Source organism: Halopseudomonas salina (genome assembly GCF_014637955.1).
GTDB lineage: Bacteria > Pseudomonadota > Gammaproteobacteria > Pseudomonadales > Pseudomonadaceae > Halopseudomonas > Halopseudomonas salina.
In genome coordinates, this window is sequence record NZ_BMFF01000001.1 from 60,645 (window position 1) to 78,273 (window position 17,629).

At 58.5% G+C, this 17,629-nt stretch carries 16 protein-coding genes; 12 read left to right on the forward strand and 4 right to left on the reverse strand.

Annotated features, from left to right (window positions below; all coding sequences use genetic code 11):
* The first annotated feature begins 47 nt into the window (after window positions 1-47).
* From IEV54_RS00325 to IEV54_RS00335, 3 genes are all read left to right on the forward strand, one after another.
* A complete protein-coding gene (locus IEV54_RS00325) occupies window positions 48-1,019 on the forward strand; it encodes an NAD(P)H-dependent flavin oxidoreductase (RefSeq protein ID WP_150277814.1) in 972 nt (323 codons plus the stop codon).
* A 126-nt stretch (window positions 1,020-1,145) separates the two neighbouring features.
* A complete protein-coding gene (locus IEV54_RS00330) occupies window positions 1,146-1,835 on the forward strand; it encodes an SDR family oxidoreductase (protein ID WP_150277813.1) in 690 nt (229 codons plus the stop codon).
* 111 nt (window positions 1,836-1,946) lie between these two features.
* Window positions 1,947-2,630, forward strand: a complete 684-nt coding sequence (locus IEV54_RS00335; RefSeq protein ID WP_223825448.1) for a glutathione S-transferase family protein — start codon at window positions 1,947-1,949, stop codon at window positions 2,628-2,630.
* Between the two features lie 16 nt (window positions 2,631-2,646).
* Here IEV54_RS00335 and IEV54_RS00340 read toward each other — a convergent pair whose 3' ends face one another.
* Window positions 2,647-3,702: an endonuclease/exonuclease/phosphatase family protein gene (locus tag IEV54_RS00340; protein WP_150277812.1), complete on the reverse strand. Its 1,056-nt coding sequence runs from the start codon at window positions 3,700-3,702 to the stop codon at window positions 2,647-2,649.
* A gap of 90 nt (window positions 3,703-3,792) precedes the next feature.
* Window positions 3,793-4,509, reverse strand: coding sequence for a YebC/PmpR family DNA-binding transcriptional regulator (locus IEV54_RS00345; RefSeq protein ID WP_150277811.1), 717 nt, complete (start codon window positions 4,507-4,509; stop codon window positions 3,793-3,795).
* Window positions 4,510-4,688: 179 nt separating this feature from the next.
* Here IEV54_RS00345 and IEV54_RS00350 point away from each other — a divergent pair, with 179 nt between their 5' ends.
* From IEV54_RS00350 to IEV54_RS00370, 5 genes are all read left to right on the forward strand, one after another.
* Window positions 4,689-6,149 carry an NAD-dependent succinate-semialdehyde dehydrogenase gene (locus tag IEV54_RS00350; protein ID WP_150277810.1) on the forward strand — a complete coding sequence of 487 codons (1,461 nt, stop codon included), beginning with the start codon at window positions 4,689-4,691 and terminating at the stop codon, window positions 6,147-6,149.
* Between the two features lie 4 nt (window positions 6,150-6,153).
* Entirely contained in the window at window positions 6,154-7,290 is a 1,137-nt protein-coding gene (locus IEV54_RS00355) for an isocitrate/isopropylmalate dehydrogenase family protein (protein WP_150277809.1), read from the forward strand.
* Window positions 7,291-7,378: 88 nt separating this feature from the next.
* On the forward strand, window positions 7,379-8,323 hold the full coding sequence (locus IEV54_RS00360; protein ID WP_150277808.1) for a D-2-hydroxyacid dehydrogenase: 945 nt from the start codon (window positions 7,379-7,381) through the stop codon (window positions 8,321-8,323).
* A 44-nt stretch (window positions 8,324-8,367) separates the two neighbouring features.
* Window positions 8,368-9,777, forward strand: coding sequence for an amidase (locus tag IEV54_RS00365; protein ID WP_150277807.1), 1,410 nt, complete (start codon window positions 8,368-8,370; stop codon window positions 9,775-9,777).
* Window positions 9,778-9,790: 13 nt separating this feature from the next.
* Window positions 9,791-10,996 carry a pyridoxal phosphate-dependent aminotransferase gene (locus tag IEV54_RS00370; protein WP_150277806.1) on the forward strand — a complete coding sequence of 402 codons (1,206 nt, stop codon included), beginning with the start codon at window positions 9,791-9,793 and terminating at the stop codon, window positions 10,994-10,996.
* A 311-nt stretch (window positions 10,997-11,307) separates the two neighbouring features.
* Here IEV54_RS00370 and IEV54_RS00375 read toward each other — a convergent pair whose 3' ends face one another.
* Both IEV54_RS00375 and IEV54_RS00380 read right to left on the reverse strand, forming a co-directional pair.
* Complete coding sequence (locus IEV54_RS00375) at window positions 11,308-12,504, reverse strand: CaiB/BaiF CoA transferase family protein (protein ID WP_150277805.1); 1,197 nt, start codon at window positions 12,502-12,504, stop codon at window positions 11,308-11,310.
* A 116-nt stretch (window positions 12,505-12,620) separates the two neighbouring features.
* Window positions 12,621-12,923, reverse strand: coding sequence for a hypothetical protein (locus IEV54_RS00380; RefSeq protein ID WP_150277804.1), 303 nt, complete (start codon window positions 12,921-12,923; stop codon window positions 12,621-12,623).
* 180 nt (window positions 12,924-13,103) lie between these two features.
* Here IEV54_RS00380 and IEV54_RS00385 point away from each other — a divergent pair, with 180 nt between their 5' ends.
* The 4 genes from IEV54_RS00385 (at window position 13,104) to IEV54_RS00400 (ending at window position 17,616) form a co-directional block, all read left to right on the forward strand.
* Window positions 13,104-13,601, forward strand: a complete 498-nt coding sequence (locus IEV54_RS00385; protein WP_150277803.1) for an MgtC/SapB family protein — start codon at window positions 13,104-13,106, stop codon at window positions 13,599-13,601.
* An 81-nt stretch (window positions 13,602-13,682) separates the two neighbouring features.
* Complete coding sequence (locus tag IEV54_RS00390) at window positions 13,683-14,222, forward strand: YaeQ family protein (protein ID WP_150277802.1); 540 nt, start codon at window positions 13,683-13,685, stop codon at window positions 14,220-14,222.
* 7 nt (window positions 14,223-14,229) lie between these two features.
* The gene (gene recJ, locus IEV54_RS00395; RefSeq protein WP_150277801.1) at window positions 14,230-15,948 is read left to right on the forward strand and encodes a single-stranded-DNA-specific exonuclease RecJ; all 1,719 of its coding nucleotides are present in this window, start codon (window positions 14,230-14,232) and stop codon (window positions 15,946-15,948) included.
* 60 nt (window positions 15,949-16,008) lie between these two features.
* Entirely contained in the window at window positions 16,009-17,616 is a 1,608-nt protein-coding gene (locus IEV54_RS00400) for a GMC family oxidoreductase (protein ID WP_150277800.1), read from the forward strand.
* Window positions 17,617-17,629 lie beyond the last annotated feature (13 nt).

Genomic DNA, 17,629 nt, shown 5'->3' on the forward strand with positions numbered 1-17,629 from the left:
ATTCATCCCGGCACCCGCCGGAACCCCATCACAAGAGGCAACTGATCGTGAAAACCCGTATTACTGAATTGTTCGGCATCCAGCACCCTATCATCCAGGGCGGCATGCACTATGTCGGCTTTGCCGAGCTTGCAGCAGCAGTCTCCAATGCAGGGGGGCTGGGTACCATCACCGGTCTGACGCAAAAAACCGCTGCGGATCTGGCCAATGAAATTGCCCGTTGCCGGGACATGACCGACAAGCCTTTTGCAGTCAATCTGACCTTTCTGCCCTCGCTGAACACGCCTGACTATCCTGGCTATATCAAGGCGATTATCGACGGTGGGGTCAAATATGTCGAAACTGCCGGCCGTAGCCCGGAACAGTACATGCCACTGCTCAAGGACGCCGGGATCAAGGTGATACACAAGTGCACGTCGGTCCGCCATGCACTCAAGGCCCAGTCAATCGGCTGCGACGCGGTTTCGGTCGATGGCTTCGAGTGCGGTGGTCACCCTGGTGAAGACGATATTCCAAACATGATCCTGTTGCCCCGTGCAGCCGATGAGCTGGAGATTCCCTTCGTTGCATCAGGCGGTATGGCTGATGGTCGCTCGCTGGTTGCGGCCATGGCGTTGGGCGCCGAGGGCATGAACATGGGCACGCGCTTCATTGCTACCCAGGAAGCGCCCGTGCACGAGAACGTCAAGCAAGCCATTGTGGCTGCCAGCGAGCTCGATACCCGCCTGGTCATGCGGCCGTTGCGCAATACCGAGCGCGTTCTCAATAACGCAGCGGTTGAACGCATTATCGAGAAAGAAAAGCGCCTGGGCGCGGACCTGCAGTTCAAGGACATCATCGATGAAGTTGCCGGAGTCTATCCGCGCATCATGAAGGAAGGCGAGATGGAGATTGGTGCCTGGTCATGCGGCATGGTCGCAGGTTTGATCCATGATATTCCGACCTGCCAGCAGCTGCTCGATCGCATCATGGGCGAAGCGGACGCACTGATTCGTCAGCGCCTCAACTCGATGCTCTGATGCCCTTTCGCAGGCAGCCCTTTGGGGCTGCCTGTCACACCTTGCAGTATTCCTTTGCAAATGTGTGCGAACTGCTTCTTCGATACGGCGTCCAAGCTGAAACCAATCGAATGCAAGGAGACACGCATGACTGATCCCGTCCTGTTAATCACTGGAGCCTCCTCCGGTATTGGCGCCGCCACAGCCAGAGAAGCCGCAAAGGCTGGCTATCGGCTGGTGCTGGCAGCGCGTTCAGCAGACAAGTTACACGGCTTGCAGCAAGAGCTCGGCGGGGCAGAGCGCGTGATCACCGTCGCCTGCGATGTGCAAAGCCAGGATGATCAACTCAGGCTGGCCGCGGAAGCAGAGCGCGCCTTTGGGCAAATTGATGCGATTTTTGCCAATGCCGGGCGTGGTGGTGAGCCGGGTGGATTCTCCAAAGCCGATCCCGCCGTGTGGCGCGACATGATCCTGACCAATGTGCTGGGCGTGGGTATGACCGTGCAGGCCTGTCTTCCTGCACTGCGCAAGACTCGTGGGCATATCTTGATGACTGGCTCCGCAGCGGGTCGAGTGACAATTCCCGGGTCCATGTACAGTGCGACCAAGTGGGCTGTTTCGGCAATTGGATACGGCTTGCGCGAAGAGCTGCGGGGAAGCGGTATACGCGTCACTCTGATCGAGCCGGGGATGGTTGATACGCCCTTTTTCGACAAGCCGCCTGAGCGGGCTCTGCAGCCCGAGGATGTTGCCAGGGCCGTGCTCTATGCCCTGTCTCAGCCGGCTCATGTGGATGTGAACGAGGTGCTGATAAGACCAACCCCAGCTCTGGAGTAACACGTCCGGGCCTCGGGCACGCCCCAATATAGAAGTGCGTGCGTTGGCTGATCTTTCTCGGGCATACTTTCCCTGTACGCACGGAATGTATTTCTGACGGAGCAGCCAAGCATGATTCCAGACCTCTACATAGCCAACAAGAACTACTCCTCCTGGTCTCTCAGGCCCTGGGTGTTGTTGCGCCACTTGCAGATCCCCTTCAACGAACGTCTGATGCCCTTTGCCGGAGACGCAACCTCCGCTATTTATCGCACCTTCTCGCCAAGCGGCAAGGTGCCGTGCCTGACGCATGGCGACATTGTGGTCTGGGATTCGCTGGCGATCTTCGAGTATCTTGCCGAGCTGCATCCGCAGGTGTGGCCCATTCATGCGAAGGCGCGGGCATGGGCCCGGTGCGCATCGGCCGAGATGCACGCCGGTTTTGCGCACCTGCGCAGTATTTGCACCATGAACTGTGGACTGCGAGTGCGTATGGCGGGGATATTACCGGAACTGCAGGGAGATCTTGATCGGATCGATGATCTGTGGAACCAGGGGCTTGAGCGTTTTGGTGGGCCTTTTCTGGCAGGGAATCAGTTTACTGCAGTGGATGCGGCTTTTGCGCCGGTCGCTTTCCGGATTCAGACCTATGATTTGCCGATGTCCGGCGCGGCGCTGGAGTATGTGGATCAATTGCTCGATCTCCCCGCCATGCGCGAATGGTATGAGGCGGCGTTGCGGGAGGAATGGCGGGACGAAAGACACGAGCAGGAGGCCCATCTTGCCGGCGACTGGATGGAAGATCTGCGGTCCTGATGGGCCGTGAGATGGTTCAGGCGGCTTCCCGGGCAGCGTTTATAGTCTCCCGGGCATCTTCCTTGTCACTCCCGTCAGGTTCAGGCTTGTCGTGCTCATCACTCCGTGAAGGGCGGTGGCACAGGGTGGCAAGAATGGGGAAGTGGTCAGATCCGAACCCCTGAAGTCGTTCCATGTGCCGCAGGGTGAAGTGCTCGGTCACAAAGATGTGATCCAGCGGCCAGCGCAGCAGGCGGTGCTCGGCATGAAAAGTGGAAAACATACCCCGGCCCCGGCGCGGATCCAGCATGCCGCTGACGCGGGTGAACATGCGGGTGGTACGCGACCAGGCGACGTCGTTCAAATCGCCGATCAACAAGGCGGGTCCGGCGTGATCGCGGATTTCCTTGCCAACCAATAGTAATTCAGCGTCGCGCCAGAGGCTGGTGTCGCTTTCCTGCGGCGCCGGGGGGCGGGGATGCAGAGCATGCAGGCGCACGCGTTCGCCGCTTCTCAGAATGATCCAGCAGTGTATCGAGGGAATGTCGTCCTGGATCAGCCGCTTGACCTCCAGGCCCTGTAATTCCAACCGGGAATAGAGGTGCATGCCGTAGAGATTATCCTGGGGAATACTCACTACTTCGGGCCAGGTCTCTGACAGCGCTGCGTGCAACTGCTCGCCCCACCAGTCATCAGATTCCAGGGTCAGGATGATGTCGGGCTGATGCTTGAGTATCTGCTTTATAAGCCCTTGTGCGTTGCGGTTGGGCGTCAGCACATTGGAGATCAACAGCTTGATGCAGCGATCGTCGTTACCAGGCTCTGCGTTCTTGAGTTCCAGCGGACCAAAGGGCGTGTAGGGGTAAATTCGCCAGAGCTGCAGGGTCAGCACGACCAGGCTGGCCGCCAGGCTGTAGGGTTGGAGAGGGTCCCCGACCAGCAGTGACAGCAGCGCGGTGATGGCTGCAACTGATGCAATCTGCACCCGCGGAAACTCACAGGCGCGTAACCACCAGTTGTGCAGACGGATCCTGGCAAACAGCGTGACTGCAAGCAATACCATGCTGAGCGTAAAAACGGCCAGGTCGAACATGCGCAACTCCCTTATCCCTGCAATTGGCAGGAAACCTGTTCAGTCACCGGAGGTTGCATTGTGCATTGGCCTGGCCCGGGAGCAGCGTTTTCAGATTTCCGCGTTGTGGTAGATGTTCTGCACGTCGTCGAGTTCATTCAGCATGTCGATGAATTTTTCGAACATTGCAACGTCATCGCCTTCCAGCGTAGTTGATGTCTGCGGCAGAAACTGGATCTCGTCGACTGCAAAATCGATATCGCCATAGCTGTCTGCCAGTGCCTGCTTGGCCTTGCCGTAATCGGTATTGGCCGCAAAGACAGTTATCATGCCATTTTCGTTCTCGATGTCGGTCACATCGACGTCGGCCATCATCAGTGCTTCCAGAACACCCTCTTCATCATCAGATGCAAAGGACAGGATGGCGCAGTGATCGAACATGTGGCTGACACTGCCCGGTGTACCCATCTTGCTTTTGGTCTTGGTAAAGCAGTTGCGCACATCGGAAATGGTGCGGTTGGGGTTATCGGTCAGACACTCGACGATGGCAATGCAGTTCCCCGGCCCGAAGCCTTCATAGCGTGCAACCGAGAAGTCCTCGCCACCGCCACCCTTGGCCTTGTCTATCGCCTTGTCGATCACATGGGCTGGTACCTGATCTTTTTTGGCGCGTTCGATCAGCCCGCGCAGGGCCAGATTGCCAGTGGGGTCGACGCCGCCGGATTTGGCAGTGACGTAGATCTCGCGAGCGTACTTGCTGTAGACCTTGGTTTTGGCATCGGCCGTCTTGGCCATCGATTCTTTGCGGTTCTGGTAAGCGCGACCCATGGAATTGCCCCGTTGATTGGCGTCAAAGCCGCGATTTTACCTGCAGATCCGGGTCAGAGCTACGATGGATTTAGACGGTTTGGCCGCGGGCTGGGGATTGTGCATTGCGTCTCGGGTTAAACCGGCCTACCTTGAAATCAGACTTGTTTGAATACCGCTAGAAAATCAAAGGAGGAAAAATGTCCCTTTCCCGATTGAGTGCCAAACGACTGTTCCGCCAGCAAAGCTACATTGGAGGGCAGTGGCGAGATGCCGCCGATGGCGCAACCGTCAAGGTCGACAACCCGGCAAACGGGGAGATTCTGGGCACCATTCCATCGCTGAGTGCCGCCGAGATAGGTGAAGCCATCGTACAGGCTGATGCCGGCTTTCAGATCTGGCGCAAGAAAACGGCACTGGAGCGTGCAGACCTGCTGCTGCGCTGGAATGATCTGATGCTGGAGCACAAGGAGGATATCGCTTCCCTGATGACCATGGAGCAGGGCAAACCCCTGGAAGAGTCCCGTGGCGAAGTCGTCTATGCCGCTTCTTTTATCCGCTGGTTCGCTGAAGAGGCTCGCCGGGTATACGGTGAGACGATTCCGGGTGCCAAGCCGGGCCAGCACATTGTGGTTACCCGTCACCCGGTGGGGGTCACGGCGGCCATTACACCCTGGAACTTTCCAGCAGCGATGATCACCCGCAAGGCCGGTGCGGCGCTGGCTGCCGGTTGTTCAATGATCGTCAAACCGGCCGAAGCGACGCCCTATACCGCTCTGGCACTTGCTGAACTGGCTCACGAAGCGGGTATCCCGGCGGGTGTTTTCAACGTCGTCACCGGCAAGTCCAGCATGATTGGCAAGGTCTTTACCGACAGCCCTGTGGTGCGCACGCTGAGCTTTACCGGCTCGACCTCAGTGGGTAGCAAGTTGATGGCCCAGTGCGCCGACAATGTCCAGAAGGTATCCCTTGAGCTGGGCGGTAACGCACCCTTTATCGTTTTTGACGACGCTGATCTGAAGCGCGCCGTCGAGGGGGCTATGGTAAGCAAGTTCCGCAACACCGGACAGACCTGCATTTGCGCCAACCGGTTCCTGGTACAAGCCAGTGTTCACGATGAATTCGTTTCATTGCTGGCCGAGGCAATGGGCAAGCTCAAGGTCGGTGATGGCTTCGAGGAGGGCGTTACCCAGTCAGCTCTGATCAATCATGATGCTGCTCTCAAGGTCAAGCGGCATTACGAAGATGCGTTGTCGAAGGGCGCTACCCATGTTGCCGGACCCAGGCCCGAAGCAGATAACGGCAGCTACGTGCACCCTGTATTGATTACCGATGTGACTCCGGACATGGAGCTGTGCGAGGACGAAACCTTTGGCCCCCTGGCTGCGGTAATGAAATTCGATACCGAGGAAGAAGCGCTGAAGATCGCCAACGATACGCCCTACGGCCTGGCCGCCTATTTCTACAGCACGAATATTCATCGGATATGGCGTGTTGCTGACGAGCTGGAAGCGGGCATCATCGGCGTCAATGAAGGCGCTGTATCCAATGCGGCTGCGCCCTTCGGCGGGGTTAAAGCCTCTGGTCTGGGACGCGAAGGGTCGCATTACGGCCTGGATGAATATACCGAGGTGAAGTACCTCTGCATGGGCGCGGAGTGAATTGATGACTGCGACTGCAAAAGCCGCCCGGATTGCACTGATGCCCGGTGACGGTATCGGCGTTGAAGTGATGGATCAGGCAGTCCGGGTTCTGGAAAGGTTGCGTGAACGCGATGGTCTGCGTCTCCATTGGGATGTACTGGCATGGCCCAGTACCGCCTGGCATCAGGAGCACGGTCAGATGATGCCGGATGATGCACTAACGCAGGCCTGCGACTACGACGCCCTCTTGTTGGGCGCCCTGGGGGACCCGGGGCCGCTTGTGGACCACAAACGCTATCGGTTGCCCGATGGTGTATCACTGGCGCCCTTACTGACTTTTCGCAAGGGTCTGGATCTCTGGGCCTGCGAAAGGCCGGCGCGTCTGTTGCCCGGGGCCCCGCGCTATCTGGCGGACCCCCGCGCGGAGCAGGTAGACATGCTGGTCATCCGTGAGAACAGCGAGGGGGAGTATGTGAACCAGGGTGGACGCCTGCAGCAGGGGACGCCCCACGAAGTGGCAACCCAGCTGGAGATATTTACCCGCCGTGGCACCGAGCGACTGATTCGCCATGCCTTTGTTCGAGCGCGCGAGCGTTTGCAGATCCATGGTTCTGCGCGCAGCTTTTTCTGCGCCGAGAAGGGCACTGCAGCGGCTCAGGTGTGCCTGATTACCAAGCGCAATGCCCAGCCGGCGTGGGGCGAGCTGTACACCGAAGTCTTTGCCGAGGTGGCCCGCGAGTTCCCTGATATCGGCGTCACTCACCAACTGGTTGATGCCGCGTGCATGAAATTCGTGCAATGCCCCTGGGAGTTTGATGTGGTGGTGGCCAGTAATTTGCACGGAGACATCCTGACCGATCTGGCTGCCGTGTTGTCCGGTGGTCTTGGTCTGGCGCCGTCATGCAACATCAACCCCGATAGCCGGGAGATGCCTGCACTGTTTGAGCCGACCCACGGCAGTGCGCCGGATATTGCAGGCCAGGGCAAGGCCAACCCGGCCGCAATGTTGCTGACCACGGCAATGATGCTCGAGTGGCTGGGTTTTGGCCCTTCTGCCGAGCGATTACGCCAGGCCGTGGCACAGGATTTGCTGACCAGCAACACACAGGCGCGCCGTTGCAGTGAAGTAACCGACGGCATCATTGCGCAGCTTGATTGAGATCTCCTGGCGAAGGGCTTTGCCTGATTCGCCTGTCGCTTTACCAGCGGATTCTTGAAGTCCGCCGCCATAGTTGGAGTTGTATGTCATGACTTTCGTATTGGTACTGGTCGCCGAAGGCGAAAACGAACTGCCCGGGCTCGGCGGTTTGCCTGCCGACGTTCGGGTCGAAACCGTCAGTGACGAAGCGCGATTGCGCGCGCTGTTGCCAACAGCCGATGTACTGGTGGTGACCGATTTTCGCACCGGCCTGCTGGAACGCTGCTGGCCGGAGCAACCACGTCTGCAGTGGGTGCATGCCACCAGTGCCGGTGTGGATGCCCTGATGTTTCCCGCTCTGGTCGACAGTGATATTCCGGTAACCAATGCCCGGGGCGTATTCGATAGGGGGATCGCCGAATACGTGCTGGGCGCCGTATTACTGTTCGCCAAGGACACCCTGGGCAATCTGGCGTTGCAGCGCCGGCATCAATGGCAGCACCGTGACACCGAAATGGTTTGCGACACCCGAGCGTTGATTGTCGGCGCGGGATCGATCGGTGGTGAAGTGGCCACGCTGCTGAGGGCGGTCGGAATGCGCGTTACCGGTATTGCCAGGGCCCCACGCGAAGACGAGCGTTTTGATCAGGTGCTGGGCAACGATCAGTTGTTCGACTGTCTGCGCGAGTCCGATTACGTTGTGATAACCGCACCCCTGACCCCCGATACAGAGGGGCTATTCGATGAGAGGGCCTTTGCGCTGATGAAGCCGGGTGCGAGGTTGATCAATGTCGGTCGCGGGCCGATCGTGCGTACCGATGATCTGTTGGAGGCATTGCGTGCGGGCCAGATAGCCGGCGCGGCTCTGGATGTCTTCGAAGAGGAGCCGTTGCCCGCGGAACATCCGCTGTGGGATGAGCCAAATGTCATGATGTCGGCGCACATGGCTGGGGACTTCCGGGGCTGGCAACAGGCTCTCGGTGAGCAGTTCGTGGCCAATTTTCAGGGCTGGATTCAGCACAAAGCTCTGTTCAATCAGGTTTCCAAAGGCTGATCGGCTCCGGCTGAATCATCAGATGTAATTGACAGGAGAAACACATGTCCAACGAGATTTTGCGGATGACCGCTGTAGAGCTTTTGCAGCAATACAGGGACAAGACGCTGTCGCCAGTGGATGTGGCCGGCGCGATGCTGGACCAGATCGAACGCCTGGATAAGCATACCAACGGTTTCTGTCTGGTAGACCGGGAAACCTCCCTTGGCCTGGCACGCGAATCAGAGCAGCGTTATCACAAGGGTGAAGCGCGGGGCCTGGTGGATGGTGTACCTGTTGCGGTGAAAGACGTATTTCTCACGCCTATGTGGCCAACCATCAAAGGCTCATACACCGTTGATCCGCAGAGCACGCTGAACAAGTCGGCACCAGCCACTGCAGCGTTGGCCCGGCATGGATACGTCCCCATCGGCAAGACTACAACGCCGGAGTTTGGCTGGAAGGGCGTAACCGACAATCCGGTGGATGGGGTAACCAACAACCCCTGGAATCCGGAAAAGACCGCCGGTGGTTCCAGTGGCGGCAGCGGCGTTGCCGTGGCGCTGGGCATGGCCCCGCTGGCGCTGGGAACCGATGCTGGTGGCTCAATCCGTATACCGGCAGGCTTTTGCGGGATAGTTGGACTCAAGCCATCCTTTGGTGAGGTGCCCCATTGGCCAGCCAGCCCCTTTGGCACTCTGGCCCACGCAGGGCCGATGACCTGGACGGTCGAGGACGCCGCGCTGATGATGAATGTGCTGTGCGAACCTGACCATCGCGACACCAATGCCATTCCGCGACGCAATATTGATTATCTGGCGGATCTCAACAAAGGTGTCAAAGGCCTGAAAATTGCCTATAGCCCGAATCTAGGTTATGTCGACGTCAATCCCGAGGTCGAAGCTGCCGTAGCTCAGGCCGCCAAGGTCTTCGAGGAGTTGGGCGCGGAAGTGGTCAGGGTCGACCCCGGTTTCAGCGATCCGCTGGGGGCGTTCGGTCACCTGTTTTATGGTGGTGCAGCAAATGCGATGCGCGACCTGGGTTCGAAAAAGCGCGAGCGGATGGATCCTGAACTGGTCAAGGTGGCGGAAAAAGCGGCGCGGTTGAGCATGCTTGATTACATGGGTGCAGTGAATGAGTCCATGGCATTGCGCGAGCGTATGGCCAACTTCCATCGCAAGTATGATCTGCTGTTGACGCCCAGCTTGCCAATTACTGCATTTGAAACTGGCCGTGAGGTGCCGCGCGACTGGCCCAGCACGCGTTGGCCCACCTGGACGCCTTTCACTTACCCATTCAACATGACCGGCCAGCCGGGCCTGTCGGTGCCCTGCGGTTTCGACAAGGCCGGCCTGCCGATCAGCTTGCAGCTGGTGGGAGCCAGATTCAACGATGCACTGTTGCTGCAGGCGGGTCATGCTTACCAGCAGGCCGCACCACTGACAGATCGTCGCCCCGAGTTGTTCAATTCCTGAGAGAGAGTCCGCCATGTCCCTGAGCACGCTGGATATCGACCTGTACGAATCCGAAGACCCTATCTGGAACCCGGCGATGATGGCGATTCCGGTTCCGGGTATCCGCAAGATGGTCAACATGGCCGCTGCCATGGAGGATGTCATTCATCTGTCCATCGGCCAGCCAGATCTGCCCGCACCCGAAAATGTAGTCAACGCCGCGGTTGAGGCCCTGCGGGCCGGTCAGACTGGATATACGATGGATGCAGGACTCCCGGAGCTGCTTGAGTCCCTGGCCCTGTACTACGGCCAACGCTATCAGCGAGAGCTTTCGCCAGACAATATCATGATCACCACTGGGGCAACGGAGGCGCTTTACCTGGCGTTGACGGCGGTCTCTGCACCGGGCCGGCATTTTATCGTGCCCGATCCGGCGTTCATGCTTTACGCCCCGTTGCTGCGGATGAATGGAGGTGAAGTAACGGAAATAGCCACCCGCGCCGAGAAGAACCATCAGTTGGATCCGCAGGAAGTAATTGATGCTATCCAGCCCAATACCTACGCAATCATTCTCAATTCGCCGAGCAACCCCACGGGTACGGTTTACCCGAAGGAAACCCTCGAGGCGATTCTGCAAGAGGCAGCCTATCGGGGGATCGAGGTGATCAGTGACGAGGTATACGATCACCTCATTTATGATGGCAAGGAGTACCCTTCGGTGCTTGGCCATACAAGTGATCTTGATAACGTGATGGTGGTCAGCAGCTTTTCCAAGACCTACAGCATGGCCGGTATGCGGATCGGCTGGATTATCGCCAGTCAGGGCGCGATCAAGCGGCTGCGCCGTTATCACATGTTCACCACCACTGTGGCCAACACCCCTTGTCAGTGGGCCGGCGTGGCGGCTTTGAACGGCGGGAGTCATTTCATCGACAGCATGCTTGCCGAATACACTCGCCGCCGTGACCGGCTGGTAGAGCTCGTTGAGCAGACGCCGCACCTGACCGGTTACAAGCCGGAGGGCGCCTTTTATCTGTTCCCGTCGTTGCCCGAGGGAGTGAATGGCACCAATGTGGCGTTGCGTCTGTTGAAGGAAACGGGGGTCTGTACCATTCCCGGTGAGACGTTCGGCCACAGTTGCAGTAACGCGCTGCGGTTGAGTTATTCGACCTCATTGGACAATATCGAGCAGGCTTTCGAGCGAATCATCCCCTGGATGCACAAGCAGGATTTCAGTTGATTCGGTGTGTATTGGACCTGATAGGTAAACGTGGAATTGCTCTATTCACCTATTTTTACAACCTTTTGCGATTCTGACTGTCCAAGGATTAAGCCGCATTTCAAAAGAATGCGGTTTTCCCCCTTATTGGAGCATGTCTTATGAATAACATCGTCTATATCGTTGGTGCCGTCGTAATTGTTCTCGCTATCCTGTCGTTCCTCGGCTTCCGTTGAGTTAGCCTCGCGGCGGGCGTTGCCCGCCAGGCGAGAGCGTCAACGCGGTGCGCTGTGATGAACCTTTGTCATGGCGCATCTGCGGCTCTGACTTAGTCAGATCGCCGCCTCTTTGCGCAGCCGCGCAATGGTTTCGCTGCTGTACCCCATCCCTGCAAGCAACGCTTGCGTATGTGCGCCCAGCGCCGGTCCAACCCACTCGGTCGACCCCGGCGTCGCCGATAATTTGGGCACTATTCCGGGCATCTTGAATTCCCTGCCATCAGGTAATTGGCCAGAGACGAACATCTCACGTGCCAGAAACTGAGGGTCAGTGAACATGTCCGCCACCGAATAGATGCGGCTTGCTGGCACATCTGCCCTGTTCAGAATCTCCAGAACTTCTGCTTGCGATAAAGTGCCTGTCCAGCGATCAATGACAGCATATAGCTCATCGCGGCGGGTATCTCTGCCGGCGTTGTCCGCCAGTTCAGGGTCCCCTGCGAGATCTGGCCGACCGATGCCGTGCATCAGACGTTTGAAGATGGCATCGCCATTGGCGCCAATCTGCACCGCCTTGCCGTCTGCGCAGTTATGAATGGAGGAGGGCGTAATGCCCGGCATGATGTTGCCACTGCGCTCGCGGACAAAGCCCATGACGTCGAACTCGGGCACCATGCTTTCCATCATGGCGAATACGGCTTCATAGAGTGCCACATCCACTACCTGTCCTTCGCCATTGGCCATATCACGGTGTCTGAGCGCCATGAGGGCGCCAATCACGCCCCACAGGGCCGCTATCGAATCGCCGATGGATATGCCTGTGCGCACGGGCGGCCGATCTTCAAAGCCGGTGATATACCGCAAACCGCCGACCGATTCGCCGATGGCACCGAAACCCGGCTGATCCTTCATCGGTCCGGTCTGGCCAAACCCGGATAGCCGGACCATGATCAGTCCAGGGTTGAGCTCATGCAGCACATCCCACCCCAGACCCAGTTTCTCCAATGTACCCGGTCGAAAATTCTCGATCAGGATATCCGTATCCTTCAGCACTTCCTTGAGTATCTGTAATGCCTCGGGATGCTTGAGGTTAAGGGTCAAAGATTGCTTGTTACGTGACTGCACGAACCACCAGAGAGAGGTGCCCTCATACACCTTGCGCCACTTGCGCAACGGATCACCGCCGTCAGGCGACTCGACCTTGATGACATCGGCACCGAATTCGGCGCAGATGCGCGCGGCAAATGGTCCGGCGATCAGGGTGCCGAGTTCAACAACCTTGAGGCCTGTCAGGGGTTTGGCAGTGTTCATGGGGGCTCCGTAATCCATGCGAGGGAGGGAGCGTCAGTCTATTCGATGGGACTGCGATGAGGTAGGGGAGGTAATGGAGGTGGGGCGCCGCCCGGAGAGGACGGCGGCCTGGTATGTCAGCCGAGCGGACTCTTGACCGGTGTTGCCGGAACGGTCTGCTGGTTCGATGATTTTGTCTGATCTGTCAGCGCGCCTGCGGGCGTGGCCATGCTGCTGCCGGCATGATCAATAGCGTGGCTGGCGCGATAGGCCTTGATTCCGCGGTACAGGGTGTACGCCCCTATCGCCAGACTGACGGCGCCTATAATGCCAGGACGGGTAATGCCCTTGCGCAACAGCATGGCACCGCCGCCCATGGACATCAGTTGTTCGGTTTTGCTCTGAATCGGTTTTTTGAGATTTTTCAGATCTTTCAACATGGTGGCTCACTCATAGTCGGTGAAAAGGAAATGCTTCTGATAAGTGTAGACTGATGGCAGGCACCATTGTTCCTGCCGTCATTGCGAACCTATCAGTCTGATCGTTTTCCAATTCCGAAAGCGCCCGTGAATTCACGGCATAGCGCTTTCAATCAGGAGCTGAAAAAAAGGAGCTGGCGGATGTCCACTTGGGAAGTCGTTGTCACAACTGTCGCGGCGGAATTTTCCGATATCAACGATGTAGAGCAGACCACACGGGTATGCCTACGGCTGACGTTGGCCGCAATATTGGGTGGCATACTGGGTATCGAACGGGAAAGTCAGGGCAAGGCCGCCGGTTTGCGTACACATATGCTGGTGGCGTTGGGCGCAGCGCTTTTTGTACTAAGCGCAGACCCGACCGGCGAGGTAAATGACGCCATGAGCAGGGTCATTCAGGGCGTTGTTGCGGGTGTGGGGTTTCTTGGCGCAGGGACGATTCTGAAAAGCGAGTCACTGGCCAATGTACGCGGACTGACAACAGCAGCGGGCTTGTGGCTGACCGCAGCAATGGGGGTTGCAGTGGGGCTTGGGCAGGAAATAGTGGCCATTCTGGCAACGGTTTTGGCGCTGATTACTCTGCACGTGCTGCCTCTGCTGATAGAGCCCAAGACAGGTGAGGAAACCGAAGACGGTTGATATGATCCACTCGGGTCCTGGCGTTTTTCGTTCAGCTTTTTAAGGTACACTGCGCTCCTCTTCAAGCCGAACTGGACGCCCATGGCTCAGCAAGCAACGCCCTATAAAGTCCATCTGAACCTGACCGATACCGATCGTGGCATCTACGAGTCAATGCGCATGACGGTCGCCCGTCATCCCTCCGAGACAGCCCAGCGGATGATTGCCCGCGTGCTCGCCTATGCGATCTGGTACCAGGAGCGGCTGGCGTTTGGCAGAGGCCTTTCCGAGGTAGATGAACCGGCGCTCTGGCATAAAAGTCTGGATGATCGTATCGAGCACTGGATCGAGGTCGGCCAGCCCGACGCGGAGCGCCTGATCTGGTGTTCACGCCGTGCCGAGAAGGTGTCACTTCTGGTTTATGGCAACGCTCGCGCGTGGTCGGCCAAGGTCCTGCCAGGTGTTGCTGGCCTGAAAAATCTGCATATCGCTGCGTTGCCCCAGGAACCGCTGGATCTGTTGGCAGAGGGTCTGACGCGTACCATCGATTGGGGTGTGATGATTACCGATGGCGTGCTCTATGTCAGTGATGCCACCATTCAGGTCGAGCTGCCGCTTGAATGGTTGATGGCCGAGCAGTGAGTTGCTGATGCGAATCGAATCCCGTCCCGTCCCTGCCGAACTGCCCGCACTCGGGGATCTACCGCCGCTTCTGACCCGCCTGTATGCAGCCCGCGGAGTCAGTAGTATTGCCGATCTGGACAAGCGTCTTCAGGCGCTGCTGCCTTTCACCCTGTTCAAGGGGATGCCGGAGGCCGTTGCGGTGCTGGTTGAGGCGCTGCAGGGGCAACAACCGATTCTGGTGGTTGGGGATTTCGACGCCGATGGCGCCACCGCAAGCAGTGTCGCCGTGCTCGGCTTACGGGCCCTGGGTGCAGGTCCGGTGGACTACCTGGTGCCTAATCGCTTCGAGTTCGGTTATGGCCTGACCCCGGAAATAGTCGAGGTTGCGTTGACGCGCAAGCCTGCAGTTCTGGTGACTGTGGATAACGGGATATCCAGTATCGAGGGCGTGGCTGCAGCAAAGGCTGCCGGGTTGAAAGTCGTGGTCACCGATCACCATCTGCCCGCCGAACAATTGCCTGCCGCCGATGCGATAGTCAACCCGAGCCAACCCGGGTGTGAGTTTCCCAGCAAGGCCATTGCGGGCGTTGGTGTTATTTTCTATGTGATGCTGGCGCTTCGTGCGGCGCTTCGCGAGCAGGGCTGGTTCAATGCGACCCGCCCCGAGCCCAATCTGGGCGAACTGCTGGATCTGGTTGCCCTCGGCACCGTGGCCGATGTGGTACCCCTGGATGCGAATAATCGTATTCTGGTGCATCAGGGTCTGGCGCGCATCCGGGCTGGGCGTTGCAGACCCGGAATCCGGGCTTTGCTGGAGATCGCAGGCCGGCCGGCCGAGCGTCTGGTTTCCACTGATCTGGGCTTTATCGTCGGCCCCCGTTTGAATGCGGCTGGGCGTCTTGACGATATGAGTCTGGGCATCGAGTGCCTGCTCACCGACAGCGAGCAGTTGGCCCAGGATATTGCGCGCGAGCTGGATGGCCTGAATCGGGACCGCAAATCCATTGAGCGGGACATGCAGCAGCAGGCGCTGACGACACTGGCTGCGATGGATCTGCAGGACAGTGATCTGCCCTATGGTCTCTGCCTCTTTGATCCTGATTGGCATCAGGGCGTCATTGGTATCCTGGCTTCGCGTCTGAAGGATAAATACCATCGTCCGGTAATCGCCTTTGCCGATGCTGGCAATGGGGATCTCAAGGGCTCCGCCCGATCGGTGGCCGGCTTGCATATTCGCGATGCGCTGGATGCGGTTGCGGCGCATCATCCAGGCCTGATCAGCAAATTTGGTGGCCATGCGATGGCGGCGGGGTTGTCCTTGCCCGAGGCCAACCTCGAGGCCTTTCAGGCCGCCTTTGACAGTGAAGTCAGGCGGCAGCTTACAGCGGATGATCTGACTGGCAGGTTGCTGTCTGACGGCGAGCTGGATCAGGCTGAATTCAATATGGATCTGGCATCGCAGTTACGTGAGGCGGGTCCCTGGGGGCAACATTTCCCCGAGCCGGGATTTCACGGGGAGTTTCTACTCATCCAGCAGCGGCTGGTAGGCGAGCGGCATTTGAAGATGGTGCTGCAGCTTCCCGGAGCCACTGACGTGCTGGATGCCATCGCCTTCAATATTGACCCCAAGGTCTGGCCTAACCCGGGAGTTCAACGCGTGCTGTTGGCTTATACCCTGGACATCAACGAGTTTCGCGGACGTCAGAGTCTGCAGCTTATGGTCAGGCATTTGCAGCCGCTCTGAAGCCTTTGCGCGACATCACTGTTGTGCCACCATCGGTGCAAACAACAATATCGGTGATCCATGCGCGCTCCAGAATCCCACTACGATTACATCATTGTCGGCGCCGGCCCCGCCGGGTGCCTGTTGGCCAATCGTTTGTCGACAGATCCCGCTACCCGGGTACTGCTGCTCGAGGCCGGCGGCAAGGACAACCATCCCTGGATTCACATTCCGGTCGGTTATCTGTTCTGTATCGGTAATCCGCGTACCGACTGGTGCTATAAAACTCAGCCAGAGCAGGGTCTGGGCGGACGGAGCCTGGGCTATCCACGGGGTCGGGTACTGGGTGGCTGTTCATCGATTAATGGCATGATCTATATGCGCGGTCAGGCGGCCGACTATGATGGCTGGGCTGCCGCGGGCAATCCTGGCTGGAGCTGGAAGGAGGTTTTGCCGCTGTTTATCAAATCGGAAAACCACTACGCCGGTGCCAGCGAGCACCATGGCGATGCAGGCGAGTGGCGGGTCGAGACCCAGCGGCTGCACTGGACCCTGCTGGACGGCTTTCGTCAGGCTGCGGATGAAAATGGTATTGCCCCTATCGATGACTTCAATACGGGTGATAACGAGGGCAGCAGCTATTTTCAGGTAAATCAACGTCGTGGAGTGCGCTGGAATTCGGCCAGGGCCTATCTGAAGCCGGCGCGCGGACGCCCGAACCTGACCGTTCTCACCCATGCCGAGGCAAAGACGCTGATGCTCGATGGCAAGCGCGCCTGCGGTGTGCGTGTTGGCTGGCAGGGGCAAGAGCTCGAGATCCGTGTCGAGCGCGAAGTCATACTCTGTGCTGGTGCAATCGGCTCGCCAGCGCTGCTGCAGCGTTCGGGTATTGGTCCGCGTCCGCTGCTTGAGTCCCACGGTATCGAGGTGCGGCATGAGCTGCCAGGTGTGGGAGAGAATCTGCAGGACCACCTGCAGTTACGTCTGATCTTCAAGGTCCAGGGCGTGCCTACCCTGAACCGCATGGCGGCAAAATGGTGGGGTAAGGTGGGTATGGGGCTACGCTATGCGTGGAACCGTAGCGGCCCGCTGGCTATGGCGCCAAGTCAGCTGGGCGCCTTTGCCCGTTCGGATCCGGATCAGCCCCGCGCCAATCTGCAATACCATGTGCAGCCCCTTTCACTTGAGCGTTTTGGCGAGCCTCTGCACCCCTTTGCCGCTTTTACGGCTTCAGTCTGCAATCTGCGGCCCAAAAGCCGGGGCAGGGTACAGATTGCCAGTGCCGATCCGGCAGCGCCGCCACTTATTCAGCCCAACTACCTGTCTCACCCCGATGATCTCAAGGTCGCTGCAGACGCCATACGTCTTACCCGGCGGATCGCAGCGGCGCCCGCTCTCGCCCCTTATAAGCCCGAGGAGTATCTGCCAGGGCAATCATTGCAGACCGATGAAGAGCTGGCTGAGGCAGCGGCGGCCATAGGCACGACGATATTTCATCCGGCGGGCACCTGTGCCATGGGCCCGGGTCCCGAAGCGGTGGTGGATCACGAGCTGCGTGTGCATGGCATGCAAGGGCTGCGCGTGGCTGACACTTCCATCATGCCGACTATCACCTCAGGCAACACCTGCTCGCCCACCCTGATGATCGCCGAAAAGCTCGCCACGATGCTTGCCCCGCAAAGACGCTAGAAATTCGCTGTGC

Bases quoted from the DNA above. Each gene is read 5' to 3' on its own strand.
- IEV54_RS00335 (WP_223825448.1), top strand. From the start codon at position 1,947: ATGATTCCAGACCTCTACATAGCCAACAAGAACTACTCCTCCTGGTCT.
- IEV54_RS00340 (WP_150277812.1), bottom strand. From the start codon at position 3,702: ATGTTCGACCTGGCCGTTTTTACGCTCAGCATGGTATTGCTTGCAGTC.
- IEV54_RS00350 (WP_150277810.1), top strand. From the start codon at position 4,689: ATGTCCCTTTCCCGATTGAGTGCCAAACGACTGTTCCGCCAGCAAAGC.
- IEV54_RS00360 (WP_150277808.1), top strand. From the start codon at position 7,379: ATGACTTTCGTATTGGTACTGGTCGCCGAAGGCGAAAACGAACTGCCC.
- IEV54_RS00390 (WP_150277802.1), top strand. From the start codon at position 13,683: ATGGCTCAGCAAGCAACGCCCTATAAAGTCCATCTGAACCTGACCGAT.
- IEV54_RS00365 (WP_150277807.1), top strand. From the start codon at position 8,368: ATGTCCAACGAGATTTTGCGGATGACCGCTGTAGAGCTTTTGCAGCAA.
- IEV54_RS00330 (WP_150277813.1), top strand. From the start codon at position 1,146: ATGACTGATCCCGTCCTGTTAATCACTGGAGCCTCCTCCGGTATTGGC.
- IEV54_RS00370 (WP_150277806.1), top strand. From the start codon at position 9,791: ATGTCCCTGAGCACGCTGGATATCGACCTGTACGAATCCGAAGACCCT.
- IEV54_RS00375 (WP_150277805.1), bottom strand. From the start codon at position 12,504: ATGAACACTGCCAAACCCCTGACAGGCCTCAAGGTTGTTGAACTCGGC.
- IEV54_RS00380 (WP_150277804.1), bottom strand. From the start codon at position 12,923: ATGTTGAAAGATCTGAAAAATCTCAAAAAACCGATTCAGAGCAAAACC.
- recJ (WP_150277801.1), top strand. From the start codon at position 14,230: ATGCGAATCGAATCCCGTCCCGTCCCTGCCGAACTGCCCGCACTCGGG.
- IEV54_RS00400 (WP_150277800.1), top strand. From the start codon at position 16,009: ATGCGCGCTCCAGAATCCCACTACGATTACATCATTGTCGGCGCCGGC.
- IEV54_RS00355 (WP_150277809.1), top strand. From the start codon at position 6,154: ATGACTGCGACTGCAAAAGCCGCCCGGATTGCACTGATGCCCGGTGAC.
- IEV54_RS00345 (WP_150277811.1), bottom strand. From the start codon at position 4,509: ATGGGTCGCGCTTACCAGAACCGCAAAGAATCGATGGCCAAGACGGCC.
- IEV54_RS00385 (WP_150277803.1), top strand. From the start codon at position 13,104: ATGTCCACTTGGGAAGTCGTTGTCACAACTGTCGCGGCGGAATTTTCC.